19 protein-coding genes are annotated in these 25,546 nt (G+C 52.0%); 2 read left to right on the top strand and 17 right to left on the bottom strand.

The genetic code is table 11. The annotated features are described in order from the left end of the window. Positions 1-156: 156 nt before the first annotated feature. The 12 genes from G8770_RS09530 to gspE all read right to left on the bottom strand — a co-directional run bounded on the left by G8770_RS09530 (position 157) and on the right by gspE (position 14,201). Positions 157-2,490, bottom strand: coding sequence for a TonB-dependent receptor (locus tag G8770_RS09530; protein WP_167185321.1), 2,334 nt, complete (start codon positions 2,488-2,490; stop codon positions 157-159). 719 nt (positions 2,491-3,209) lie between these two features. Beyond that, the gene (gene gspD / locus G8770_RS09525; protein ID WP_167185318.1) at positions 3,210-5,333 is read right to left on the bottom strand and encodes a type II secretion system secretin GspD; all 2,124 of its coding nucleotides are present in this window, start codon (positions 5,331-5,333) and stop codon (positions 3,210-3,212) included. 47 nt (positions 5,334-5,380) lie between these two features. After that, positions 5,381-6,031 (bottom strand): hypothetical protein, encoded by a 651-nt coding sequence (locus G8770_RS09520; protein ID WP_167185315.1) that lies wholly within the window; start codon positions 6,029-6,031, stop codon positions 5,381-5,383. Between the two features lie 17 nt (positions 6,032-6,048). Next, on the bottom strand, positions 6,049-6,678 hold the full coding sequence (gene gspM, locus G8770_RS09515) for a type II secretion system protein GspM (protein WP_167185312.1): 630 nt from the start codon (positions 6,676-6,678) through the stop codon (positions 6,049-6,051). Next, positions 6,675-7,871, bottom strand: coding sequence for a PilN domain-containing protein (locus G8770_RS09510; RefSeq protein WP_167185309.1), 1,197 nt, complete (start codon positions 7,869-7,871; stop codon positions 6,675-6,677). The genes gspM and G8770_RS09510 overlap by 4 nt, the downstream gene beginning before the upstream one ends. An 83-nt stretch (positions 7,872-7,954) precedes the next feature. Beyond that, positions 7,955-8,944 carry a type II secretion system protein GspK gene (locus G8770_RS09505; protein WP_167185306.1) on the bottom strand — a complete coding sequence of 330 codons (990 nt, stop codon included), beginning with the start codon at positions 8,942-8,944 and terminating at the stop codon, positions 7,955-7,957. Positions 8,945-9,017: 73 nt separating this feature from the next. Further along, positions 9,018-9,713, bottom strand: a complete 696-nt coding sequence (locus G8770_RS09500) for a prepilin-type N-terminal cleavage/methylation domain-containing protein (protein ID WP_167185303.1) — start codon at positions 9,711-9,713, stop codon at positions 9,018-9,020. Beyond that, on the bottom strand, positions 9,710-10,159 hold the full coding sequence (gspI, locus tag G8770_RS09495; RefSeq protein ID WP_167185299.1) for a type II secretion system minor pseudopilin GspI: 450 nt from the start codon (positions 10,157-10,159) through the stop codon (positions 9,710-9,712). The genes G8770_RS09500 and gspI overlap by 4 nt, the downstream gene beginning before the upstream one ends. Further along, a complete protein-coding gene (locus G8770_RS09490) occupies positions 10,146-10,616 on the bottom strand; it encodes a GspH/FimT family pseudopilin (RefSeq protein WP_167185297.1) in 471 nt (156 codons plus the stop codon). The genes gspI and G8770_RS09490 overlap by 14 nt, the downstream gene beginning before the upstream one ends. Positions 10,617-10,620: 4 nt before the next feature. Continuing rightward, complete coding sequence (gspG, locus tag G8770_RS09485; RefSeq protein WP_341771124.1) at positions 10,621-11,064, bottom strand: type II secretion system major pseudopilin GspG; 444 nt, start codon at positions 11,062-11,064, stop codon at positions 10,621-10,623. Between the two features lie 64 nt (positions 11,065-11,128). Continuing rightward, positions 11,129-12,346, bottom strand: a complete 1,218-nt coding sequence (locus G8770_RS09480; RefSeq protein ID WP_167185291.1) for a type II secretion system F family protein — start codon at positions 12,344-12,346, stop codon at positions 11,129-11,131. Between the two features lie 4 nt (positions 12,347-12,350). Next, a complete protein-coding gene (gene gspE, locus G8770_RS09475) occupies positions 12,351-14,201 on the bottom strand; it encodes a type II secretion system ATPase GspE (protein ID WP_208022164.1) in 1,851 nt (616 codons plus the stop codon). Between the two features lie 573 nt (positions 14,202-14,774). Between gspE and G8770_RS09470 the strand changes: the two genes are divergently transcribed. Continuing rightward, positions 14,775-16,910: an Ig-like domain-containing protein gene (locus tag G8770_RS09470; RefSeq protein ID WP_167185288.1), complete on the top strand. Its 2,136-nt coding sequence runs from the start codon at positions 14,775-14,777 to the stop codon at positions 16,908-16,910. Positions 16,911-17,053: 143 nt separating this feature from the next. On the opposite strand, the gene G8770_RS09465 is transcribed toward G8770_RS09470, so the two are convergent. The 3 genes from G8770_RS09465 to G8770_RS09455 all read right to left on the bottom strand — a co-directional run bounded on the left by G8770_RS09465 (position 17,054) and on the right by G8770_RS09455 (position 22,229). Next, entirely contained in the window at positions 17,054-19,366 is a 2,313-nt protein-coding gene (locus G8770_RS09465) for a hypothetical protein (RefSeq protein ID WP_167185286.1), read from the bottom strand. A 1,274-nt stretch (positions 19,367-20,640) separates the two neighbouring features. Beyond that, complete coding sequence (locus tag G8770_RS09460; RefSeq protein WP_167185283.1) at positions 20,641-20,871, bottom strand: hypothetical protein; 231 nt, start codon at positions 20,869-20,871, stop codon at positions 20,641-20,643. A 185-nt stretch (positions 20,872-21,056) separates the two neighbouring features. Beyond that, positions 21,057-22,229 (bottom strand): lipid-transfer protein, encoded by a 1,173-nt coding sequence (locus G8770_RS09455; RefSeq protein ID WP_167185280.1) that lies wholly within the window; start codon positions 22,227-22,229, stop codon positions 21,057-21,059. A 605-nt stretch (positions 22,230-22,834) separates the two neighbouring features. Here G8770_RS09455 and G8770_RS09450 point away from each other — a divergent pair. Beyond that, the gene (locus tag G8770_RS09450; protein WP_167185277.1) at positions 22,835-23,626 is read left to right on the top strand and encodes an enoyl-CoA hydratase/isomerase family protein; all 792 of its coding nucleotides are present in this window, start codon (positions 22,835-22,837) and stop codon (positions 23,624-23,626) included. A gap of 308 nt (positions 23,627-23,934) precedes the next feature. On the opposite strand, the gene G8770_RS09445 is transcribed toward G8770_RS09450, so the two are convergent. Both G8770_RS09445 and G8770_RS09440 read right to left on the bottom strand, forming a co-directional pair. Then, the gene (locus G8770_RS09445) at positions 23,935-24,285 is read right to left on the bottom strand and encodes a glycine zipper domain-containing protein (RefSeq protein WP_341771121.1); all 351 of its coding nucleotides are present in this window, start codon (positions 24,283-24,285) and stop codon (positions 23,935-23,937) included. A gap of 176 nt (positions 24,286-24,461) precedes the next feature. Beyond that, the gene (locus G8770_RS09440) at positions 24,462-25,454 is read right to left on the bottom strand and encodes an NAD(P)H-dependent flavin oxidoreductase (RefSeq protein WP_167185274.1); all 993 of its coding nucleotides are present in this window, start codon (positions 25,452-25,454) and stop codon (positions 24,462-24,464) included. Between the last annotated feature and the right edge of the window lie 92 nt (positions 25,455-25,546).

The raw sequence follows: 25,546 nt of genomic DNA, 5'->3' as shown, positions 1-25,546 counted from the left end.
AGGTCGAAAATAGAGGGAGGGTAAGAATGAAACGGTCTTAAAGAATGAGATTACGGGATAGCAAGGGCGAATGGGCTGACGGCAATACTGCAGGATAAGCCAACGCAAGCCGACTCATCCTGCAGATTACCCCAACAACAGGATTACAGTACCCTCTTAGAAGCGGTACTCGGTACTCAACCCGATTTGACGCAGGCTTGTTTTCGTGGTCCAGCCGGACACCCCGGTGACGTAACCGTTCGGATTGGCGGCATCAGCGCCCGGGCCAACATAATCCGGCCCACCAAAGAGGGTCGCCGGTTCGCGATTCTCGGTGATATTGCGGGCAAATAACTGTACCCGCCAACGACCGGCCTGGTCTTCCAGACTCACCCGTGCCGAGAGATTCCAGTCCGCCTCGTAAACAAAGCGTTCATCCGCAGAAGGCCCTAAACGGACGTCGTCTTTGTACACCGCATCGCCACCGATCACCAGATCCATACCATTCAGAGGTACGGTATAGTTGGCGTTTAGCACCACTTTATGTTCGGGAACTCCCACAATCTGTTCACCGCCAAGATCCGTGAAGCCGATAGGGCTGCCTTCAGCATCAACCCGCAAATCATAGGGGTCGAAGCCATTGTAGGCAGAGGGATACTCTGCAACGTTGTAGATGTAACCGGCATTAATGCTGAGGTGCTCAGTAATATCCCCAAAGAAATTGAGTTCAACGCCTTTACTGATCACCGATGAAATGGAAGTGGGGGAGCAATCGAGTACGCCCACGTTATTCACGCCACAACTCTGCCCCTGGTAGTTTGTGACATCGTTATAGAAGACGGTGGCTTCATAACCCACGCGTTCACCCCAAATACCTTTGGCGCCAATCTCGTAAGCTTTAGGAATTTCTGCCGCAATCACCGTCGCCGGCGAGCCCATATCCGCCGGAACTACTTGTGGGCCCTTGTATCCTCTCGTATAGGTGGCAAACAACATGGTTCCGTTTTCCAAACTGTATTGAATGCCAATTTTTCCCGACACATCGGTTTCACTGGTTTCGCCAACCTGTGGCGCAATACCATCATCGTGATTCAGGTTGGCACTTTGATAGTCGGTCAGTTCCTGATCGGTATAGCGCAAACCCGCCAACACACTCAGCTGTTCATTAATATGGTAGGTTGCCTGCCCAAATGCGGCATAAGCTTCATTAGTCGTTTCAGTATTGTACTTCTCAGCCACTGGGTGGCAGACACCCGCCAGCTTGTCGGTAAAATTACAGAAGGGTAAGAAAGGCGGAATCGAAGGAACGCCAACGAAAAACCCACCTTGTTCACCTTCATAAGAAGATTCACCTTCATACTTGTAATAATAAAGACCCGCGGTGTATTCCAGTGTTTTTCCACTGTTGGACGAAAACCGAATTTCCTGGGATATTTGCTTGCCTTCAGACACCGCATCGGTGCTGTAAATCTGATCGTGCGCCTGCGGATCGGCCATAATGTCGAAACTGCTGGGGCCCTCTTCCCTTTTGCGATAACCGGTTATGGAGGTCAGCGTGCCGGCCTCGAATTCAATATCCACCTGGGCCGAAAAGCCAAAATTTTCATACTCTGAGTAGGTATCAAAGGTTAAGCAACGTTCATTATTATCCTCAGATGGGGTAATGCCACAATCGGCCAGGTGACTGTAGAGATCCGTCCCTTGTTCCACATCGACGTAAACAAAATTGGGGTTTGCGGTGTTTTCATCACCCTCACTGTAATCAGCGATCAGGTTGATGGTCACGCTCTCTGAAGCCTCCAGCAGATACCGCGCTCGAATGGCGGTTTCTTCACTGAGACTGTCTTCACCACGGGCGGCATCGTGTTGGACACCTTCCACTTCGTCATAGTTAGCCGCCACACGTAAAGCGGAGTGTTCTGTTAATGGCACATTAATCGCTGCGCGGACCGTTTTTTGCCCAAATTCTGAAGACCCCGATGTCGGTGAATAGTCTGCCTGAACGTAGCCCTTCACCGTGGACGTGTCGGGGGCGACGGTGGCCATATTGATGACACCGGCGGACGCGGTTAATCCAAACAAGGTGCCTTGCGGCCCCTTTAAGACCTCGACCCGTTCCAGATCAAAGATCGCATTGTTGGGCACATTGCCCTGGGGCACGCCGTCCACGACGATGCCCACGGCGCCTTCCGCCGAGCGGGTAAATGAATTGGTGCCAACGCCTCTGACCTGACCTCCACCACCAGGCCCCCCAAACGCCTGCACCATTTCCAGAGCCGGAGATGTTCGTGCAAGATCCGCCAAACCATACACTCGCTGATCGGCCAATTGGTCAGAACCGACCACGGTTATGGCAATGGGGACATCGAGAACGTTTTGCTCGCGTTTTTGCGCCGTAACAACGACTTCTTCCAGCAAAAGCGATCGATTGTCATTCTGAGCTTGTGCGATACCTGTAACTTGCAGGGCATTGAGGCCAGCAATGATAGCTGAGAGAGTTTTTATTTTCATAGCATCACTTTTATATAATTATATTGTGTATTTGCTGTTTGATGGAGATCAACCTGTAACAACCAAGTCTGCACCCCACTTTGTCGACAGTAGCTGGGCTTCTTTTTATGGGTGCACTTAACGCTGCAGAGAGTTGGCATACGTTATCAGTGATACGACTCCTCTGCTTGTAACGTTAATCATTTTGAGCGCTTGCACACCGGCAAACTCAAACGATCAGACCGAACCGAACCAACCACACTGTGTTAAATAACTGCAGTGCTAAATAACTACAGTGTTAATCACACTAGCAAGCATTAAAGCGAAGATAAAATAATATTTTTTTAAAATACCATAGGCATGGCCTATACATAAAAATTACAATCTGGTACCCACTGTAAACACAATGAGCTTACTTCGACTGTATTTAGAGGAAAGTCAAGATTTGAGTCGAGCGGAGTGTTGGCGCTTAGGGGACCTGGCAGGTCTGCGAGTACTGTGAATTGGTGCCTGGCCCACCTAGGGAGCAGTTCATCTGTGTTGAGAGCATCGGTCTTAAAAGCACCTGGCTTAAGTGCATGACCTTAAAAAAGCCTGCCTTGAGAACTCATCCCTCTCAAGCTTCGGGAGTTGACTGCCACAGGTCTATTGCGCATAGATCTTGCGTTTCTTCCGTGCGACGGTTTCATATTCCCGTGCAGCGATGATCCAGGCTGTGGTCGCAGTTAATGCGTTTTTGACTATATCCCAATATCTTTTAATTTTTGGCGGTATTCATCGGTAACCTGGCGTGACTCCTCCAGGTTGGTCACGGCGTTGAGAGTAATCATAACCACCAGCTCTGTGCGAGAGGTCGAGCGCCCCTCGGAACTGAATAACCAGCGTATGATGGGTATTTTACGCAGAAACGGTACGCCGCTACTGGATTCATCTTTGGTTTCTTTAATCAAACCACCTAGTACGATGGTTTCTCCGCTTTGAACCGCCACGGTGGTATTGATCAGGCGCTGGGTGATAGTCGGGGAATCGATAGAGGAAGTGAATGTCTGCTCCACATCATTCACTTCCTGAGAAATGTCCAGGATAACCAGTCCTCCCGCATTAACCCGTGGTGTGACTTCCAGTAATACGCCAGTATCTCGGTACTGAATCGTACTGGTTACCAGAGCACCGGTAACCGGACTATCGGGGACTGTCACGGTGCCACTGGTGTTGGTTGTTTCCGAAGTTCGAATAGGCACCTGATCACCGACGCGTATCCTCGCCGTATAGTTATCCAACACCATCAACGAGGGGGATGAAATTACATTGAGGCGCGAGTCCTCGGCGAGCGCATTCAGCAACACTCGCGTGCTGGCGGCGTCAAACAGTGCATAGGTAAAATTGGGGTCCACAAAATTGGGGACAATATCGGAAATTCCATCATTGGGAATGTTCAAGCCCCCACGACTGTCTTTTGAACCGGCTCCCCCGGTAAAGAACCATTGCAAGCCGTATTGCAGTTCATCATCCAGGCTGACTTCAACAATGGAGGCCTCGACCAGCACTTGTAAGGGGACAATGTCCAGTTTTTGCAAGGCCTTCTCCACTTCCTTGTAGTCGGATGGACTCGACAGTATTAACAGGGCATTGTTCTCTTCATGGGCGATAATGGTAATATCCCCGGTGTCGAGAATGGAATCGGCCAAGGAGGTTGCTGGTTTCGCCTGCGTCTCCCCTTCCACGTCAACCGGTGTTGGTCGCTCTTCCTCAAGACGGGGTTTGTTGCTACGATTGCTGCGGTTCTCCGCGAACAACTGCCCCAGAATATCGGCCAAATCCACGGCTTTGCCATTTTGTACATAGTACACATACATGTTCAGTCCGCTGGCATTTTCAGAGTGATCCAGCCTTTGCAGCCATAGTTTTATTTCACCGAGGTATCTTTCCTGTGGTGTTATTACCAATAACGCATTAAGACGCTCGATTGGAGTTATGCGCAACATACCACTGAGCGGGCCGCTGTTTTCATCCCCAAAGATGGATTGTAATTCGATGGCCATTTTGCTCGCTTCCACATTTTCTAAACGAAACAGGCCTACCGACATACCTTTCAACTGGTCCACATCGAACATTTCGATCGTATCAAACACACTGGTCAGTTCTCGATGGGTTCCCCCAAGAATCAATAGGTTTCGATACTCGTCCTGCTGAATGAGTATCCGCTCTGTTTTGAAAGGCTCAAGAATCTTGACCATTTCCTTGACGGCGATATAGCGCAGCGGCACTACCACCATCTGATAACCTCGATCCGCTGACAATTGTAATTTCGGGCTCAAACCTCCAGCCCGCGCCTCATCCAGCGGGATAATTTCGTAAAGGCCCTCACGTTCAATCAAGGCCGCGCCATTGGCGCGCAACAAGGTTTCCAGGGTAGGTATCAAGGCGGACCTAGGAATGGGGGATGTTGTCCTGAGGATAACCGATCCCTCCAGGCCCGGCGCTATGGTATAACTGCGCTGTAGAATATCCCCTATTACCGACTTCACCACCTCACCGATATCCGCTTCCTGGAAATTCAGTGTGACCTCTCCGCTGAGCTCTTCTTGTACGGATGATTTTGAAGTCTGACGGATGACATTGCCGCGAGCGGAATAGATCTGGTAAGTCTCGGGTTTCGCGGTGTCGCCACCATTCTGGGACTGAAATTCCGCCAGCTCGCCCGATTCACGGCTTTTTGCCACAATGATCACGGCAGGATCATCAGGTGGCTTATTGTCGCCCCCTGCAGGTGTGTTTGTCTGTTGCTCAGGCGATGAACTGCAAGATCCCAAAAACATCATCAGGCACATCAGAGCCAGCCTGGAAAGATTTATTTTTATCATAACAACCTCAATTATGTGTTGTTTGCGAGGCTCTCGCTATACCATGATTATGGCTCTTCATTGCCATTTTTTCCCCGCTTGGCTTTCGCCTCTCGCTGTTCATCGTTGAGCGTCTTGCTGCTTGATCGATTCGTTTCCACTTCGCTGTTTGCTTGTTTTTTTTGCTTATCGGACACGGAATTTTTCTTTTTTGCCGATGCGGCTTTCTTTTTAGGCGACAAAAGTTCACTCCGGCCAGTATCGTTTTCTGAACTCAAGTTGACCGGCAATACCATTTCCAGCGAGTCGTTCTCTGAATCCAGCGTGACCCGATCATCAGATACGCTGGTGATTCGCCATCCATCGAGAAACATGCCCTCATCAAGAGTCACTAGGCGAGTTCCATCCAGGGCCTGAAACATAACCCGGGTTTTTTGCTCAGCTTTTACCACTCCGGTTAAACGCCATTCACCGACCACCAGACTGTTGCCCTTGCCGGCTGAAGACGTAACCGGTTTTCGCAGCGGATCAAACAACGGAGCTGCGGTAATCACGTCATAGGATGATTCGGAAATCTTCACCAACTGTGGCAAACTCTTATCGGCTGTCAAAACAGAAGGCGATTCACTGACAGGCTCAGAGCTGTCGGAAAACAGCAGAAAATACACAGCCTCTGCCCCCAGAAAAACGGCCAATAAAACACATATCCAAAGCATCACACCGGTAGTCCTCACCATCACACGCCTTCGGGTTCCAAAAAACCAATCAGATGAAAACGCACATTCAACACATCGGGGTTTTGCGCTTGTATCTGGGAGGCTTGCAGCTGGGATTTTCCTCGCTGTGGCTGCCGCAGGCGGCGGGCGTTGGCGATAATCTCAACCTCCTCCAGATACAGCAAAGGCTGACCGGCCTCCAACGTCAGAAAGATTTTTGACAACTGGTTAATATCACCGGTCACATTGACTTTCAGTCCCACGTCAGGGATCTCTGCGTCTTCCCGATCCGAGAGGTCCTGGGTACTGGAAAGCTGGGCACCGACACCAACCACAACATCCCGAAGATAGGTGCGCAAATTGGCAGCCGCAATACTCGACTTATCACCCGTGACAAAATAACCACTGCGTGATATCTGATCCAAATCACGCTGCAACAACGCCTCGTAGGTTTTGCGATTATTTAAAATGTTGTGGTAACGAGCCAATTCAAACTCCAGCCTTTCCGCTTCGTCAAGGGCGGTCTGGTAATAGTGAAAAACCGGCCTGATGACAAGGCTGTACAGCAAGATCAGCAACAGCAGCAAAATGCCAAGCGCCATTGCCTTTTGCTGTTGATCACTTTGCAATGTCAATGAACCCCACTTCACTCGATGGCCCTCCCTCCCTCTGTGCTGGTCAGCGTCACTTTCACTTCGGCGACAGTAATCACAAAACGCTGCTTACCGGTGCGGGGATTACTCGTGACTGGGGAGTAAAAGCTAACGTCGGTAAACAGTGGTGAATTATCGAGAATTTCTATCAATTTGGAGGCGTTACCAGATTCGCCGTGCAGTTTTAATTGATCGCGATTGAACTCGAGTCGAGTAATCCAGGTATCCATCGGCACGATACTTGTCAGCTCCCGCAGAATATCCACTATAGCCACCTGTTGATTCTTGATCGTAATCACATCGCGCAGCTGCTGTTCCAATGTCTGCTGAATCCGTAACAGCGCACTGGCATCCAGAGCCTCTTGCTTGACTCCGTCTATCTCTGCCCGCAGATCGGCCGACAATTGATGCAAGTGCCACAGCGGCAGGACGATGATCGCCGACAATAGCAACATGGCTATACCGGCGAGGCGCCAGCGGTACCTGGAGTCTTTTTTCATTTTTTCCGATCGATCAGTGATGAAGTTAAATTCCACCTGCTCAATGGAATTGCATCGCAATCCCACTTGATCCGGATGCAGGTTTAACTGATCGAGAACGGCAAAGACCGGCGCCAGAGTCGCTCTGGGAATAACGGCTAATTGCAAGGTAAGGGTTTGTTTGACGGGCTCTCTTGACGTAATGCAGTAATCGTAATAAACCTGCTCCGACCTAAAAGGCGTGAAACGATCCATTTCAAACCCCAACACATCACGCAGATTATCCACGGTAGCAAGAGGCAATCTCAGTGTTTTCACCAGCGCCTGATTTGCCGCCAAACACACTACGCTAGTGATGCCATGTGTCCGGCTATCGGACACTGCTTCGGCGAGTTTAGACCTGATGTCATCCAGTTGCGCTGCTGTAACCTCGTCAGTATTCAATGTAAAAATCTGACGGTCTGCTTTCAGGGAACTGGAATCTTTTGTCTTGTCTTGCACTGTCCGCTGAAACCGGCAGGTCAGCTGCCCACGTTCAAATTCAATGAGCAATCGTGGTTGATTGGCGTGAAACCAGGTTGTAGCGTTGGCAGGCAGCATCTGTTGCAGCTGGCTCAACCACCACTGCCATCCTGTTTGCAGCTGGCGCAACAATATATCCAGTGAAAAAGTGCTGGATCCAGTAGTCTGAGCAAAGTGATCGTCAGGCATTACTTACCTCGCTCCGAATCCGGGCCCCAACCCCACACTTATTTTTTTAACAGCGCTTTACTGCACCTGGTTACTCGCCACGACTACAACTTTCGCTCCCCCAACGAATCTTGTTCGAACCTTTCCACGTCAACCGGCACCTGATGCCACAGACTCACTCGCACCGGTCGGCGCCGGTTATTGCGGTCCAGAGCCACTGAGGCCAACATTTGGGCTTTGACGCCGGATTCCATTGAGGCGACTGTTAAAATAGTGTAGTTGATCCCCTTAAGGCGCGACAGAAATTGCCGGGGAATCTCCGGCGGTGGTGGCGGTTTCAATCCCAGGGCATGATTCTTACGACGATCTTCCACATAGCGAGCCACTTCACTTTCTGTGGCATTACTGACCGCTAGTAAGACTTCAACGGGTGCCACTTCAGGATTAATCCCCGAGCGTCGTGTGCCTACTGTCAACAGAGGCTCCAGAGCATCATAAATGTCAGGTTCGATGCCCAATACCTGGCGGAGCTCTTCCACGCTCTCAAACGGGGCGTTTCTGACACTGTAGCCAATTCCCGCATTGAGATACTCCTGCTCTTCGGCCCCGTTAAGCCGGCGCAAGTCATCGGCATCTCGCCAGTCGAGAATGGCATCAGCCAACGCGGAGGCTTTGGCGTCAATCACGCCCGCCCCGGTGAACAACTTAACGAGCAATTCGTAGGGAGCACTGTTAAGATTCACTTTACCCATCTCATCCTGTACCCAAAGTTCAACCGTCGCGTTCGCCAAATTCAGTTGATGAACACCGCCATCCGCCAGCCAACGCACATTGGCATCCCGATTCAGTAAGTTAAGTAGCGCCAGTTGAAGCCCTCCCTCTGCCACATAGAGTGCCTGCCGACTCTGAATTTGATCAGCCGCCAGGCGTGTGTCGCTGCGTCCTACCATTGTCAATCCCGAAGCAATGACGGCCAACAGCGTCATTGTCCACAGGACACCCACCAGAGCGACGCCCTGACAACCACGAACGGGCCGCTGAGCAAACACATCGCGGGGAAAATCTCGGCCGGTACACACGCTGCTGGTCGTCACAACCGCGCCACGTAGATCATCACAATCATGCCACTCAGGTGTCGACCGCCTTGCTGCCCCTCATTCACACCGTTTACTCCTTGCTGAACCGCTCATCACCTGCGCTGAAATCCAACTCCCGCTGTAAGGGGATAATCATCAACAGCGGCCAGTGGCTCAAGTTCTTTTCGTCGTTGTTCACCGTTTGAACTCGCACCATAACCGGCAGGTTTGGCTGCCGCTGCCACTCCGTCAGCCAACCCTCCTGGGAATCCCAATACTCAAATTCAAACTCTCCCGGAAAGAAACGGGTCGTGGCACGGTCAAACATCCGGCTCCAATCTTCCGGGCGAATCAGATTGCCCTGAGTGACGTCATTACTCGTTAGCTCATAGGGCTGGTACCCCAACATCAGCTGAGATTGCTGTGTTTCTTCGTCGTAAGTTGTCACCAGAGTCCACCAATAAAGCGATGCGTCTTTAAGCGGCCCCGGGGGAGGCGCCACAAAGCTGATCCGATGATGGTCTCCGTAGAAAGCGGTTTGCAACTTGCCATTTTCATCCCGCAGTTGATTGTTGTGCATCAGGCGCAGCTGTCTGCGTAAAAAGTTTTGCACCTGGACTAACTTTTCCGCCTCCAGGCTTCGGTCGGTGACCGAACGCCAACTGCGGGCTCCCAGTTGCAACACCTCAAACAACAACATCCCCATCAACGCAACAATCACCAACGCCAGCTGCAGTTCCAGCAAGGTAAATCCGCGATGATCCCGACGCTGGAACAAACTCATCATGGAAGCTCGCGCAGGTAGACTCGCTGCAATGTTAACTGGCGCGCTTCGCCCCAACTTACCTCAAGCCGGATCAAATGAGGGCTCAAGAACTGCATGTCCTCTTCCCAAGCTGGCGTATCGGTGGCTTCATCATCCAGAGGTCGCATTGCCTCAACATCAGCCTGCCATCGATAACCGTTGTCAAACTCACCCTGGTAGCGCCCGGATTCCATGTCGTTAGCCACCATATAATTCAATTGGGACTCCGCCATCATCAACGCCAGGCGCCGTGACTCCACCCGCGCGGTATTGCTAACCACCTGGGAGAACACTTGCATGACCACCGCCAGCGTCAGCGTGAGTATCGCAAAGGCCACCAACACCTCCAGCAGGGAAAAACCGCGCGCGACGCTTAATTCCAATCGCCGCGAAATCAAGCGCTGGGCATTTTTTTTATTTTGACTCATTAAGCACAACCTGTCCCGTTAACCAATCCACGGATATCGACCATGCATTCTTTCCCGAGGTTAGAAATAATTCTCCGCCCGAGGAAGAACCATCGGGGTAAAAATAAATTGCCTCATAAGCACCGTCATAAGGCCCCCACTCGCCTGCTTTTAGCTGCAGATTTAGGGCTTCGGGCCATACATGCGGTTCTTCCTCGGTCGAAAGCTGGTACTGTCGATCATCCCGAATGAGGGAAAAATCCACTGTCTTTCCCTGCTTCACCGCCTGAACCCGGGCAGTGCGCATTACCACTACCATGCCCCACACGGCTTTCTGCATCCGAGCGCGCTCAACCGCAGAGCTGAAGTTAACCCCGACCACCCCAATGGTGAGGATGATGATGGTCAACACCAGCAGTAGTTCTAACAGAGTAAAACCCGCCTCAAGCTCTTTTCGATACGAACTTGCGACTGTCACGGTGTCACTCCCAGCTGCGAATATCGCTGTTTTCCCCATCACCCCCCTCGCGGTTATCCGCCCCCAGGGAATAAAGGTCAAAATCGCTGTGCTCTCCCGGTGACACATAGAAATACTCGTGACCCCAAGGGTCTTTGCGAATCACTTTTTTCTTTAAATAGGGGCCGTTCCAGCTGTTGGCGCCCGCGGGTTTATAAATCAGAGCTTCCAGCCCCTCTTCACTGGTGGGATAGCGTCCCACTTCCAACCGAAAGAGATCCAGGGCTGCGGACAGCTCTTCGATCTGCAGGTGAGCGGTCTTGGTTTTGGAGCTGCCCAGTTGTTTAATCACTTGCGGGCCTACCAGACTGGCAAGCAGACCGAGAATAACCAGAACCACGAGCAGTTCGATTAGCGTGAAGCCTTTACGCCGTCTAACAAAGAATGCCTTGCTGCTGTGTTTTTTCACCGTTCGTCTCCTGCGCCATTGGCGTATCTGCATGAGTACACCCACAAAGGGCCACCAGTTTCACTTACATAGGCAATTGATTAATACTGATAATCGCAGCCAGTATCGACACGATAATGCCGCCAATCACTACCCCCAGGCCAACGATCAACAGTGGCTCAATCACGGTTAACAGCCGTTGAATCGCGGTATCCACTTCCCGTTCATAGACCGTCGAAATGCGCAATAGCATGCTGTCGAGCTGGCCGGTTTCTTCACCCACTTTGACCAGTTGCAAAGCCAACTCCGGAAACACACCAGTTGCGATCAGTGGCTGCGCCAGGCCTTCACCTTCGCGCAGACTCTCCATCGCTGTGGCCACAGCTGTAGCCAACACCTGATTGACAATAACGGCTCTGGCAATGGGCATCGCTTGCAACAACGGCAACCCACCGCTCAATAAAGTTCCCAGACTGTGGCTGAAACGGGCAACATCAATTTTTTGCAACAGGGAGCCCAGCAGAGGCAATCTCAAACACCAGCGATCAAAACGCAGACGGTTTTCCGCTGGGCGCAACCAAATTCGGAAATAAACGCCAACACCGATTAGCAACAACAGCGCCAGAGCCCCATAAGTTTGCAACCAATCTGCCGCACCAAGCACAATACTCGTGGACAGCGGCAGCGCCGCGCCCATGTCATCGAACAGTGAGGCAAACTGCGGCACGACATACACCATTACCAGTATCAGCGACAGGCTTGTCATCACCACCAGAATGGCCGGATAGAGCATGGCCGATGTGACTCGCTCGCGCAGCGCCCGACTGCGTTCCAGATAACTGGCGAGCTGGGCGAGCCCCTCCCCCAGATTGCCCGACAATTCCCCCGACTTCACCAGACTGACAAAAAAGCTGTTAAACAACTGTGGCTTGCCTTCGAGTGCGGCCGACAATGAATTGCCGCCACGCACCGACTCCTGAATTTCTCCCGCCAAAGCACTCAGGCGAGGATGACTGGAGAGCTTTTTCATGATGTTCAGAGCGCGGTCAAGAGAGATACCAGACGTCAGCAGAGTGGCTAACTCCCCGGCGAACTGAATCACCTGCTTCTGCCCCAACTTGCCCGAGCGCACCGGCAGCCAACGCTGTTGGGGAGAAACGGCCATGACCGCTTCCCTGGCCTCCAGGGGAATCAGGCCCGTGTCGCGAAGCTCGGCAATCACCGCCGCCTGATCGGTGGCTGTCATCACCCCCTCGCGCTTCTCACCGCTGCTGGTTATGGCTTTGTAACTGAACAGTGGCATTGGTTCATGCCTCCCGCGTCACACGCACCACTTCCTCAATCGTGGTTAACCCCTGCATCGCTTTCCGGCAGCCGTCCTGATAGATAGTGCGCATACCGGTGCGTACGGCAGCCTGCTGGATTTCGCTGGAACCGGCTCGCTGAACGACCAGTTTGCGTATTTCGTCGTTCATCTGCAGCAGCTCAAAGATGGCCAGACGCCCTCGATAACCGCTGCCATCACAGGCTTCACAACCCTTGGCGCGGTACAATTGAATAGCTTCACCGGCCACATTCAGACTCGCCAATCCGAGCTCTTCAATCACCTCAGGCAATGGCCGATACGCTTGCCGACAATGGGCACAGAGTTTGCGCACCAGACGTTGCCCAATCACTGCGCTGAGCGTCGAGATCAGCAAATAATCCTCAACCCCCATTTCCAGCAGGCGCGTAACACTGCTGGCGGCATCGTTGGTGTGCAAGGTAGATAGCACCAGATGTCCTGTGAGCGCGGATTGAACACAAATTTGAGCGGTCTCCAAATCACGCATTTCGCCAACCAGAATGACGTCGGGATCCTGACGCACAATGGAGCGCAGTGTGCTGGCAAAGGTCAGGCCGATGTCGGGTTTTACCTGAATCTGATTGATCCCCGCCAGCTGGTACTCAACCGGATCTTCGACAGTAATCACTTTTTTCTCATCGGTGTTGACGGTGCCAATGGCGGTATAAAGTGTGGTGGTTTTACCACTGCCCGTCGGCCCGGTAACAATCAACATGCCGTGCGGCTGCTGCAAAATAGACTGCAGGCGCTCGCAAGACTCCTGGCCAAAGCCCAGGGTTTCAAACTGCAGACTGATGCTCTCGCGGTGCAGCATTCGCATCACCACACTTTCACCGTGGATGGTGGGCATGGTTGATACACGAATATCCAAGTCGTGCCCCTGCATCCGCAGCTTAATGCGACCGTCCTGGGGCAAACGGCGCTCGGCGATGTCCAGCTTCGCCATGATTTTGACACGGGAGATAACGGCTGCGGCTATATCCGCCGGCTGCGGGTCGTATTCCCGCAACACGCCATCGACCCGGTAGCGGATTTTCAAGCTGGTTTCACCGGGCTCAATGTGAATGTCCGAGGCGCGTTGATCCAGGGCGTACTGAAACATCTGACTCACCAGACGTATCACCGGCGCTTCACTGGCCATATCCCGCAGCTGCTCTACGTCCTCGGCGCACAGTTCGTTTTTCCCTGACGCGGCTGCATCGACGTCATCGGCTTGCTTTTGCTCATACAGCCTTTCTATTGCCCGCTGAATCTCGGAGGGGACTCCGGTGCAACGACGCACCCGTCTCCCCAACGCCAGCTCAACGGCTTTGGCAGGATAATCATCCGCTGGGTTCTGCATGGCCAGCAGTATTTGTCCGCGAGTCTCTTTCAGGGGAATGATGCAGTACTCGTGCAAAAATCGGGGGGGCAGCTTGTCCGCCGCTATCGCCTGCAGTGGGTAGTGACGCGATTGCGCCAATGGCCGCTTCAGCATATCGGCGATGGCCTCGGCCATGACCGGTTCAGACACCATATTGAGCCGGCGCAAGGTGTCGGCCAGTGGCTGGCCGTCCGAGTCGTCCCCCAATACACGCAGGGCACCTTCAAGATCAGCTCGACTGAGAATCCCCTTATTCACCAAATAGCTCGCCAGCCCCTGATTCAAACTGGGAGCAGGCATTGGCTCGGTATGAGACAACATAGCGTCAGGCACTTTCATCTCCATCTGCAACCTTGCGAGCGAAGCATCATCAACCGGTGGCTTACTGACCTCTTGATCGCGACCAGGATTCTGATTACCGCTAACGGTTACGACCTTTTCTTTTACCAAATGCTTCCAGCCGTTGTTCGAACAAGCTTTTGCCGCTGTCGGCTTGCAGCAACCAGTTCTATTTATTGTTTCTATTAACGGTTGTTTCCATTAACTATAGCCACTAATCAACGTTTACCGCTCGGGCCCATCCAAAAGAACGCCCCATCCATCGGACGCGGACTCACATGCCTCTTTCCCACGCCAAACCCTGGCGTGTTTCATAACATCACCCGATCAACAGAGCGATAACCGGAAACTCAGGACCCAAGGACAGCCGTCACGAGAAGCAGCCAGCCCCCCCTCACATGTGGTTAAAAAATAATCGCCAATATAATTTAAGAATATAGGCCGCCTCCAATAGATCGGAATTGAATCACAAAACCCCGACTTACTCGTTTTAGCGCTCAAAAAATGTTAACGACCGCAAACCTCGCAGCGCTCGTATTCTGTACACTTAGACCATTAAACGATTAAAAAGACCGGCACTTAAGCAATAAAATAATAACAAGCCTGTCGTCTCGCAGTTCCGAGAAACTTTATCCCCCCAACTGGCCTGGAAGATCTCCCAGTTATTACTTATTGGTATATTTGATGTATTTGAAAAGATCTATTTTGTCTATGCTGTCGCTACTGGCGACCACTCAGGTTTTGGCTGGCGAGCCCACCTTTGACACACAGAGTCATGCCGACGCTCAATCCGTGCGTGAAACGTTGATCCAGCACTTTTCCAATTCTCCTAATGCTCAAAAACAACGTGTGGCCGAACTACTGAGTCGCGGCCAGGGCCGACAGGTCGAACTGGCGGGCACCACTGAGGTTTTTTACGAAGATTTTGAGGACGGCTCTCACCGTCTCAGACAAACTCTGATCACACCAGCCGGAGAACGCATCCAGTTGTTGGCCGCCGGAAGTCGGTCAGAACTCCGGTACGGCGATCAAGTCATCATCCAGGGTTTGCAGCTCGACAGTGAAGACGAAAGCTACCTCGCCTATGAAGCCAACGGCAGCACTACCACATCCACCAGCACCAGTGCCGCAGTCACACAGACCACCGGTGATCAGCAGACGCTGATCCTGATGGTGAACTTCTCCGACGACAGCAGCCAACCTTTTACTCCTCAAGAAGCCGCGGACGTTGTTCATGGTTCCTCCAGCGACTTTCTTTATGAGAACTCATTCGGCCAGACATCTCTGAGCGGCAATGCGTATGGCTGGTATAACATAGCCACCAGCGTCGACGTGTGCGACAGCGAGCTGCTGATGGAACTCGCCGACCAGGCAGCACTGGCAGACGGCATCGACCCCAACAGCTATGCTCGGGTGGTCTACGTTCACCCCCGTCGCGATACCTGCGGCTGGTCCGGACTCGCCTCCCTGGGGGGGACTCCGTCGCGGGTTTTACTGAACGGCACCCTGGATATTCATAACGCAACCCACGAAATAGGGCACACTCTCGGCTTGAAACACGCCCACGCCCTCGAGTGTGACGCACAGGCCTGGTCAAGCGACTGCCTGAACCGAGAATACGGCGACTCACTGGACAACATGGGCGCACGCATGGCCCACTACAACGGCTTTCACAAGGAACAACTGGGGTGGCTGAACACACTGGATATCGCCATTGCCGAGCAGTCCGGCACCTACCAACTGGAGCCCTATGCCATTGCGTCCGGTGGACAGGCCAAGGTATTAAAGGTATTGCGCGACACAGATCCGGCCACCGGTGAGCGCAGCTGGTTCTATATCGAATACCGTCAGGGCAATGGCTTTGACGGCCTGATCTTTGATGAATTTGGCTATAACCAGGCCAACCTCCTCAACGGTATCATTGTGCGGCTTGGCTCGGAAAGCAGTACCAACAGTTCTAATTTACTGGATATGACTCCAAACTCGGACCCCGTGTGGGATTTCTTTGACGCGGCTCTGGAAGTGGGACAGAGTTATACCGATCCGCTATCCGGCGTTACCATCAGCACCCTGTACGCCGACAGCCAAAGCGTACAGATCTCTGTGGAATTCGCTGCAACCCAGCCAGACTGCACCCGAGCCATCCCCGACGTGGCGTTGATCCCGACGACCGAAAGCGCAGCGTTTGCCGGAGACTCCCTGCAGTATCAACTGTCCGTCACCAATGCCGATTCCAGCGATTGTGCCAGCGCCCAGTTTGATCTGCAGGCCACCGTCCCCACTGGCTGGACTCAACTGCTCAGCAGCTCCATTTTGACTCTGGAACCCGGCGCCACTGGCAGCACCAACCTGACCGTCACCGCAGCCAGCAATGCTCTCGAGGGCGCCTATGTGATTGAATCCAGTGCGATTCAGAGTGTCAGTGGTGCGTCGGCCACGGACTCGGCCTCTTTTACCCTCACCTCCCCGGCAGAACCCGACACGAACAGCGCCCCAGTGGCGGTGGACGATAGTGCAAGCACCGTGGAAAAAACGCCGTTGAACATCGCCGCCCTCAACAACGACCATGATGCCGATGGTGACCCCCTGACCGTGGTCGCAGTCTCTCAGCCCAACGATGGCTCGGTGAGCCTCAACAGTGACGGTACGCTGCTCTATACTCCGCCACGCAAGTTCACCGGCTCCACCACTTTTGGCTACCAGATCAGTGACGGCGAACAGCAATCCTCGGCACAGGTAACGGTTTTGGTTGAAGCCGCCAGTTCGGAAACTGGCCCTGGCGGTAAGGGAAGCGGCGGCAATAAAGGCGGTAAAAAATAAACCTGGGTGCGATTAAAACTCGTGATTAAAACTCGTGATTAAAACCTGTGATTAAAAAAAGGGCAGCTTGAGGCTGCCCTGGTATAAGTTGCGATTGAATAGCTATCGCGTTTTTTACTGCATCTTGATCACTGATTGACCGCTTACTGGCAAAGAGGACAATCAGTGTCATCCATATCACCGACCGGGATACCACTGAGGGAACCGGTACCAGAAGTGCTGGCTTTATTGTAAAAGCTCACAGTATCCGGCTCATCCAGATTCCCCAGGATATCCACACCGGTGGTGTCCGGGTTGTATTGCTGGGTGAAGTTCACCATTGCCCCAGGTGCCATCGGACCATCCGCTGCACAGGAGGTACCGTCAGCGTTACAGGTGAAACTGGGAACACCGCTGCTGTACACCAGTCCACCTTCTGGATCACCCACGGACACATTCACCAGATTTTCATCAGTACCGTTGTTGGTTAACTGTATTGCCGTATTGACAAAAATCGTGAGGGTGCCGCTGCTGTTGAACCCGAGATCCACACCCGCAGGCGCACAGTCCTTCGTGATCAGAATATTGGGAATCGGATTCACAGAACAGACCTCTGCGCCACTCGGAGCACTGGCAGAATCCGTTGCCACATCACTGGCGTCGAAGGTGTTTTCTCCACTCCAGGTAATGGTGTTGGCATGGTCCGTCTGAGTAGTACTGGAGACTGCGGCCGAGAAGGTCAACACTTCCCCGGGGGCCAGTGAGCCCGATCCATCGGTTGGGAACGCACTCAAGTCAGCCCGCAGAACGGTGTAAGCACCCGCGGCCGCACCCGAGTCAGTCACGTCCATAAAGCTGACATTATCCAGCTTCACATTCCCGGTATTGGAGACCGTACCTGAGATATCCGCCACGAAGGTATTGCCACCAGTGATCGCGGCGTTGGTACAGCTTTTCGTGACCTGAATATCCGCCGTTCCAACAGCACTACAGATGGCGGTGGCGGTCTCTGGACCTACTGTATCGGAGCCAAACACGCCGCTGGCGGTCACGGTATCGGTAAAGTCGAAACCGGCTCCGCCACCGGTCAGATCATCCACAAACGGTGGCAATGCAGTGTAATGCCCTTCATAGGCAATCGTTTCACCGGAGTTGTGATCAAACGACACGGTTTGAGTATTCAGTCCAGTCAAGTTACCTGGGACAGCCTCCCCATCCGCCGCCAGACACAAACCATCACCGGAGGTATCGATACACACCTTGTCGAACACACTGCCGGAGGCATTGTCTGACAGAGTGGTGGTCATCATGACCGCACCGCTGTTGGTAGTGGTACCGGAGAAGGTGACATCCGCCGCAGTGCCCGCAGCATTGAGCTCTGCTTCACACTGTTTGGTTACTGCCAGACCACACAGATCGAAAGATCCCAAAGCGAAATCCTTCAATTGCGCCGTTTCGGACTGTGAAGAACGGGACTCAGCCATAAAAGTACTGAAACAGCCGATGTCTTCACCCAGCACCGCATTCAAATCCAGGCCAAATTCAACAAAAGCCGCAGATTCGTGCTGATAGCTGGTGGCAGCCAGTGGGTTGTTCGCAACCAGGGTATTGGCGTAGTCGTAAAGTGGATCTTCACCAAAAGTCTGGTCCGGTAACAACTTGTTAATCACACCACAGACATCGTCGTCACCATCGCCATCCACATCGGCCCCACCGGTTTCACATCCCTGACTGGAGAACTGCAATACCAGCGAACCGGTGGCATCGTCACCGATCCACTCGTAGACATCGATATCACCCACAGTACCACCTTCGGTATAGGCAACTGCCACAAAAATATCACCGTCAGCATGCTCACCTATAAAGCTACCGGTATTTGCTCCCGGTTCCAGAGGAGCACGAGTGACATCATTGCGGAAAAACCAGAAGCCCGCATTGGAATCACCGTTCACCGAATAGGTATCCATCCCGAAGTAGAGAATGGTGTGCCCATCATTGGGATCGCTGTAAGCGGCCGCAAAGGCGTTGACGATATCATTTTTGTCGGGCACCTGGTCACTCTCGACCTTGTACTGCCACGGACCGTCCTGTATACCATTAGTGTCTTTGGATCCACCGCCGGTGAAGAAACTGTCTTCCGGGGTCCTGGCGATGACAAAGGCTTGCGCGCCATTATCGATATTACCGTTGGCAAAAGTATCTTCGATAAAAGAGATCGCAAAGGCACTGGAAGCAGCTCCGCCGTTCCAATCAATATAGACGTTCTCCCAGTCTTCACCCGCGGCAGCGTCATCCGCCGTATTACCATCGCCGACAATCGCTGGAATCGGGTCATTTTTCTTATCCTGATCACCATCGACACCTGCCCGCGTATCCAGTTCAAACACGCCCGCGTCATGCACCGCGTAGGTGGGTGTACCCACCACCGCAAATGCCAACACAAAACACATACACGTTATAAATCGTTTCAGGCACATAATATGCACCTCCGTTTCAGGTTTTGCCTTGCGCTCACTGAGTTACGCCTCAATAAGCACTCCCACTATTCAAAGCTGCTACGGTAAACACCAGGGTTTACGGAAGCAGCGTTTCTCGATCGTTCGCGCATAATGCTATTATTTTTTTTCATTTGAACGAGTCCCAAAAGCAATGGGATTAGCCCTCACATCCAGAGGTGTTTCACTGTAGTTCTCAGTACTATTTTTGAGGGCGTCACTTCTCAAAGTTGAGAATGACCCACCTGCTGATATTCTTTAAACAATACTTCGCCTGCGCCGAACCTGAAGAGGCTCGCCGTAAATTATCAGGCAATTACTTTACATCCATCCCGAGACAGTGGGATAGGTGGCTTAACAATCAATTAGCCAGGTAATGGATTCATCCAACAGCACCTCTTTTTGTCTTCGAGAGAAACGGCTCTTCCTCAAAACAATGAGAGCTTTTTATTTTTAATCACACTGAACGAGAAATTCAAAATTTCCTTTTCCCGAACCAATTCAGAGCTTAACTTTTAATACCTATTATTTTCACAAAAATAAATTATTTTTAGGACGTTAAATGATGCGTTAAAAAGTATAGCATCGGGTTTTTTCTTCTATTTACTCTATGTTCAAAAAATAATAATCACGGACATCTAATAATAAAACAATTAGCTAACCAGGCGTTCGCTAATGTTTATCTCGATTTAAAAAAAAAGTGAAGAAAATATGCCTTGATCGCGAAGGACCCTAAGCCAAGAAAATATCCATTGTTATTCTGCACTTACGGATCAAGATAAAAACAACTATTGAAGTGTTAAATAATTTTACAGTTTGTTGCGGGGTCGTCGTAAAAATCAAAGTCTATTTGAAGAAGTATACATATGAAATAAAAGTCTATTTTAAACCCAAAGCCGAGCAAGAAGGTCGATTGAACTTCAGTCGAGCAGAGCGAGGAAATCCGAGCACTCCAACGCCGTTGTCGACACCAGTCCCACTGGGGTTCAATTAGGGCGAGCCCAACATCAAACAGTTCGCCACACCAAAGAGAGTTGCGTGGATGTAAAACCAATCCAGACGCTGAACCTGAACATTCAGAAACACGCAGGTATTACCTGGGCCTCACTCACCCTTTGAGATGAAACTGTCGGGTGGTTTAGCCAAGTGTCGAGGGGGCGTACAGAATGAAAGGCTCAGCAAGACTTGACCCAAAACAAATTCCGTTCTCATTATCAGCTAACGGTAATGAGAATAATTTCAAATGCATCTGAGTTTCACTTGACCTGACCAATAAAATCTTGATCCTTGAATGCGACACAGCCGGTAAAATCAATATCAACCGCAGGGTCTGTGATGCCTGCAAAAGGACTATCCAGTGGGCACTCACCGAATAACCAGAGCCGTATCGAGAAGCTGCCGACCGCCTTCCCTGCAGAATCAAGGGCAAGGTTATTGCTCAGCCTTGCAACACCTAGACCCGTTAATATATAAATGGGATAGCTCACCCCTAGGGCAGATCCGCCTGCCTTTTACGTACGGGTTTGAAAGGTGTTGCTTGTTCAGGCAATAGCACTAATAACGCAGGTCATCGCTATTTGCGGCAGGTCGTGCCTTTGGGCATGAGCCAGAAGGGTAACGGAACGCAGTACCGCGAGGGCAAACTGCATTCCGGAACCGTTACACATGGGTGTTAGCTTTTCCGGTACATGGTAATGACCACCGCACCACCCAAGCCCAGATTGTGCTGCAAGGCCACCCGTGCGCCTTCAACCTGGCGCTTGCCGGAATTGCCGCGCAGCTGATTGACCAGCTCATAACACTGCGCCAAGCCGGTCGCTCCAATGGGGTGGCCCTTGGACATCAAGCCGCCGGAAGGGTTAACCACAAACTTACCGCCGTAGGTGTTATCGCCGTTATCCACGAACTCGGTAGCGCCACCTTCCGGGCACAGCGCCAGGCCTTCATAGGTCACCACTTCGTTGGTGGTAAAGCAATCGTGCAGCTCGACCACCTGAACCTCTTCAGGACCAAAGCCCGCCTGTTCGTAAACAGACTGAGCGGCACGGCGAGTCATGTCCGCACCAATCAGGTTCATCGGATTTACCCAGGTTTCCGGGGTATCTGTGGCCATGGCCTGGGCCACAATCTCGACACCATCGCTAATGCCATGTTTTTTGGCAAAAGCTTCGCTGCAGATGATCGCTGCACCGGCGCCACAGGTGGGAGGACAACACATGGTCCGGGTCAGATAATCCATGTAGACCATCTTATCGTTCATGACCTCTTCCACCGTCAGCGGGTTGGAAAACAAAGACAGCGGATTGTGGACCGCATGACTGCGGGTTTTGACCGAGACCTTGGCAAACAGATCCGCCGAAGCTCCATACTGCTCCATATAATAATGACCGGCCGCACCAAAACAACGTAACGCCAGCGGCCCATCCGGGTAACCTTTTTCATCCAATACCTTGAGGAAGTTCTCGAAAGGCGACTCGCGATCATCCCAATGGGAACCCAGCGCACCCGGTTGCATTTCCTCGAAACCAAAGGCCAGGGCACATTCCACAGCACCAGACTCTACCGCCTGACGAGCCAGAAAGATCGCCGTTGAACCGGAGGAGCAATTGTTATTGACGTTAACTACAGGAATACCGGTCTGAAAGGCATCGTACAGCGCGTGTTGACCGCAAGTGGAATCACCATAGATGTAACTGCCATAGGCCTGCTGAATCTCTTTCGGATTGATACCGGCTTCTTTTACCGCACCCTGAATCGCCTTGGAGGCCATCACTCGATAGGGCTCCTGGGTGCCAGGTTTGACAAATTTCACCATGTCGACGCCGGCGACAATTGCTTTACTCATGGTTGTGTCCTTAATTCTTTGGGTTTATCAAATTTGATGCTTATGCCCAACGCATTGAGCAAACTCTCTGAGTCGAAGTTCAGCATTCTAAACCACATCAGAGGGTGCATAATCGATCATGACGAAATGCGCACGAATTTGGATAATGCTTATACCAGATAACGACACCGAAAATACATGCCTATAAAAGTCACCAGTGTTGTCCAGCTGAGCGATAGCAACAAAAGCTCATAATTCAACCAAAACTCAGAACACCAAAAAATATCACATCTACCTAATAATCAATTAGTTACAAGATATTTATTAGTTATAACATCAATACATGATGATAACTTAAGGGTGATGTAAGATGACGCAGTGTGACGACTATTTATACCCAAACAGAAAGCATCAACAGAGCTTAGCGCACATTGCTGTCATCCTGGTTTAAGCTTCCCCCCCCCCGTATTCAGTGCCAATTGGCCAGAGGAAATTTTAAAAACCCTCTATCATCTACCGTCAAAAACACACAGTGATCAAAATAAGTAGCTACCGCAATAGAGACTTTGCCCGGATTAAAATACCATAGGGCCATTTTTTGACGGTGATCTTACAAGGAATAATAAATGGGTACTTTTTCAACATTAACGTACGACCTGACCGATGGGCTGGCCAAAATCACCCTGAATCGGCCAGAGGCCGCCAACGGCATCAATCTGGCGATGGGAGAAGATTTGCGCGATTTGGCCATGGCCTGCAGCACCAACAAAGATATTCGGGCAGTCCTGATCACGGGCACCGGGACTATGTTCTGTGGCGGTGGTGATCTGAAGAGCTTTGCCGATCTTGGTGACAGCATCAGTGAAAAACTGAGAGAACTTACCCTCAACCTGCACACGGCCATCACCTGTTTTCGACGCATGAACGCCCCCATCATTATTGCGGTGAACGGCACTGCAGCTGGCGCAGGTATGAGCCTGGCGGTCAGTGGTGATTACGTGTTCACGTCCGACAAAGCCAAGTTCACCATGGCGTACACCGGCGTGGGACTGTCACCAGACGGCAGCGGCAGTTATTTCCTGCCTCGACTGATCGGCATGCGCAAAACTCAGGAGTTGATGTTGACCAACCGTGTGCTGTCCGCCGAGGAAGCTTACGAGTGGGGACTAGTGAATCAGGTAGTCAGTTCGGAAGAATTGGTCGAAGCTTCCGAAGCGTTGGCCAGGCAATTGGCCAGCGGCCCCACACAAGCTTACGGCTCGGTGAAAAAATTGCTTAACATGAGCTTTGAAAACAGCCTGGAAACTCAAATGGAGTTTGAATCACAGTTCATTTCCGGAATGTCGGCGACCGAAGACGGTCGTGAAGGCGTGCAGGCCTTTAAGGAAAAGCGCAAGCCATGCTTTAAAGGTGTGTGACCATTCAGGCCTGCTGCTGTGGGCCTGAACCATCAACATAGACTCGCTAAACGGCGTGTTGAGCAAAAGAATTTTGAAAGGAATTTTTTAAGTTGAGGCGGCCTCTATGTGAGCCACTCTTATGTGAGCCACTCTGCCGCATCCATCAACGGCAGTTGGGATCACTTACCAACCTGTCTTGGATCGAATGTCAGAGAGGTGTGTCGTCATCAAGCAGTTTGCAGCATTAACAATAATGGACGGCAATCCAGTTCGAAACCAGGCTGAATTGCCATCAATTTCAGCCCGATCAGATCATCAATCAACGTCTAGCAATTGCCTTTTTTAGCCTGGCCTGGCGGGCAGAAGGAGCTGCTTTTTTTATTGTGAGAATGGTGTCTTTCCTCGTAATAACGCTTCTCCTGGTAAGAGGTCTCACTGCGGTAATATTTCTTGTCCTGATCCTTGGTGGTCACCGCCGCACCGGTGGCACCACCGATGGCTCCACCCAGAATGGCACCGTCTCGCCCTCCGACTTCATTCCCGATCGCCGCGCCAATAGCTCCGCCGATCCCGCCGCCAATGGCCGCATCGAGAGTGTCATCGGCCATGGCCATGAACGGCATTACGGTTAAACAGACTGCGGCTGCTAATTGATTGATTCGCATATTATTGATCACTCGCTGATTCATTATTGGCTGCAGCCAGTATGCCCGAGTTTGGCGTGAAATTTCACAAGCAATGAGCTTGCACCTGCCGTTTTGTGACAGCGTCCGGCTTCGCCGTCATAGATTATGAAAATGCTCACACTATTCGGTAAACCCATGCCTCCTTTTGAGCGCACAGATACGGATCATCAAGCACCACTCATGGCTAGAGCCGCAGCGGCCGCGGCGGCCATATCCGGGGTTTCACAAGCCGCAAGATACTCCTGCTGCAGGCGACGCACCAATTCTGCCACCGTGGGGATATCGTCAATTAAGCCGATACCCTGCCCTCCACTCCAAATATCCTTCCAGGGTGTTACCCCCTCGGGCAGGTGGTCGGTACTGCGCCCTTCGGGAATGAACAAATGGTCAGGATCCAGGCCAACGGCACTCAGGGATGCCTTTAACCAACTGGCCGGCATGCCGTTGACGCCACGGGTATACATCACATCCGTCACTCCGCCTTCCACCAACATCGTTTTATATGCCATCGGCGCGGCGGCTTCCTGAGTGGCAATAAACCGCGTCCCCATGTACGCAAGGTCTGCCCCCAGCGCTTCTGCCGCTCGCACCGCTGCTCCGGTACTCACCGCTCCGGCCATCACGATGGTGCCATCAAACATAGACCGTACCTGTGGAATGAACGTCAGATGACTGATCGTACCAGCGTGGCCGCCACCCCCCGCTCCAATCGCCACAATACCGTCGACGCCCGCAGCGATGGCTTTTTCAGCGAAGCGAAGGGTGGTCGCATCGTGAAAGTGCAACATGCCCGTATCTTGAATTAAACGGGCGTTATCGGTGGGATTGCCCACCGAGGTGACAATGATCTGCACATCGTAACGACGACACACGTCAAGGTGTTTGCGGAACTCTTCACGACTGAACGTCGGCGAAATGTTGACCGCCAGCGGACCAAGGGCTCGCCCTGGCTGCGCCTCCCCAAAATCGGCCAAGGCTTGCGTCACGGCTTTGAGCTGGGCTTCCAGCTCGGCCAAATCACGGCAATGGTTGCGGGTCAGAGAGCCAATAATACCGGCCTTGCAGCATTCAATGGCCAGCGTGACACCACTGCACAGAAACATCGGCGCGGCAAATACCGGCAAAGTCAGGTTGTTGCGAAGTGTTGCAGGTAATGACATGGTGTGACTGCTCCCGGAGACCATGATCGAGGATTGGCAGGATACTTTGGCTTAAACCTGCCCTAAAGGCAGTTTACACGCAAGCCTCTGAC

Source organism: Pseudomaricurvus hydrocarbonicus, assembly GCF_011602365.1.
Lineage (GTDB): Bacteria > Pseudomonadota > Gammaproteobacteria > Pseudomonadales > Cellvibrionaceae > Pseudomaricurvus > Pseudomaricurvus hydrocarbonicus.
The sequence above is the reverse complement of the archived record's forward strand: the minus strand, read 5'-3'. Positions and strand labels throughout refer to the sequence as shown.

Bases quoted from the DNA above. Each gene is read 5' to 3' on its own strand.
- gspI (WP_167185299.1), bottom strand. From the start codon at position 10,159: ATGAGTCAAAATAAAAAAAATGCCCAGCGCTTGATTTCGCGGCGATTG.
- G8770_RS09530 (WP_167185321.1), bottom strand. From the start codon at position 2,490: ATGAAAATAAAAACTCTCTCAGCTATCATTGCTGGCCTCAATGCCCTG.
- G8770_RS09465 (WP_167185286.1), bottom strand. From the start codon at position 19,366: ATGTGCCTGAAACGATTTATAACGTGTATGTGTTTTGTGTTGGCATTT.
- G8770_RS09440 (WP_167185274.1), bottom strand. From the start codon at position 25,454: ATGTCATTACCTGCAACACTTCGCAACAACCTGACTTTGCCGGTATTT.
- G8770_RS09450 (WP_167185277.1), top strand. From the start codon at position 22,835: ATGGGTACTTTTTCAACATTAACGTACGACCTGACCGATGGGCTGGCC.
- G8770_RS09510 (WP_167185309.1), bottom strand. From the start codon at position 7,871: ATGCCTGACGATCACTTTGCTCAGACTACTGGATCCAGCACTTTTTCA.
- G8770_RS09470 (WP_167185288.1), top strand. From the start codon at position 14,775: ATGTATTTGAAAAGATCTATTTTGTCTATGCTGTCGCTACTGGCGACC.
- G8770_RS09455 (WP_167185280.1), bottom strand. From the start codon at position 22,229: ATGAGTAAAGCAATTGTCGCCGGCGTCGACATGGTGAAATTTGTCAAA.
- G8770_RS09500 (WP_167185303.1), bottom strand. From the start codon at position 9,713: ATGATGAGTTTGTTCCAGCGTCGGGATCATCGCGGATTTACCTTGCTG.
- gspD (WP_167185318.1), bottom strand. From the start codon at position 5,333: ATGATAAAAATAAATCTTTCCAGGCTGGCTCTGATGTGCCTGATGATG.
- G8770_RS09480 (WP_167185291.1), bottom strand. From the start codon at position 12,346: ATGCCACTGTTCAGTTACAAAGCCATAACCAGCAGCGGTGAGAAGCGC.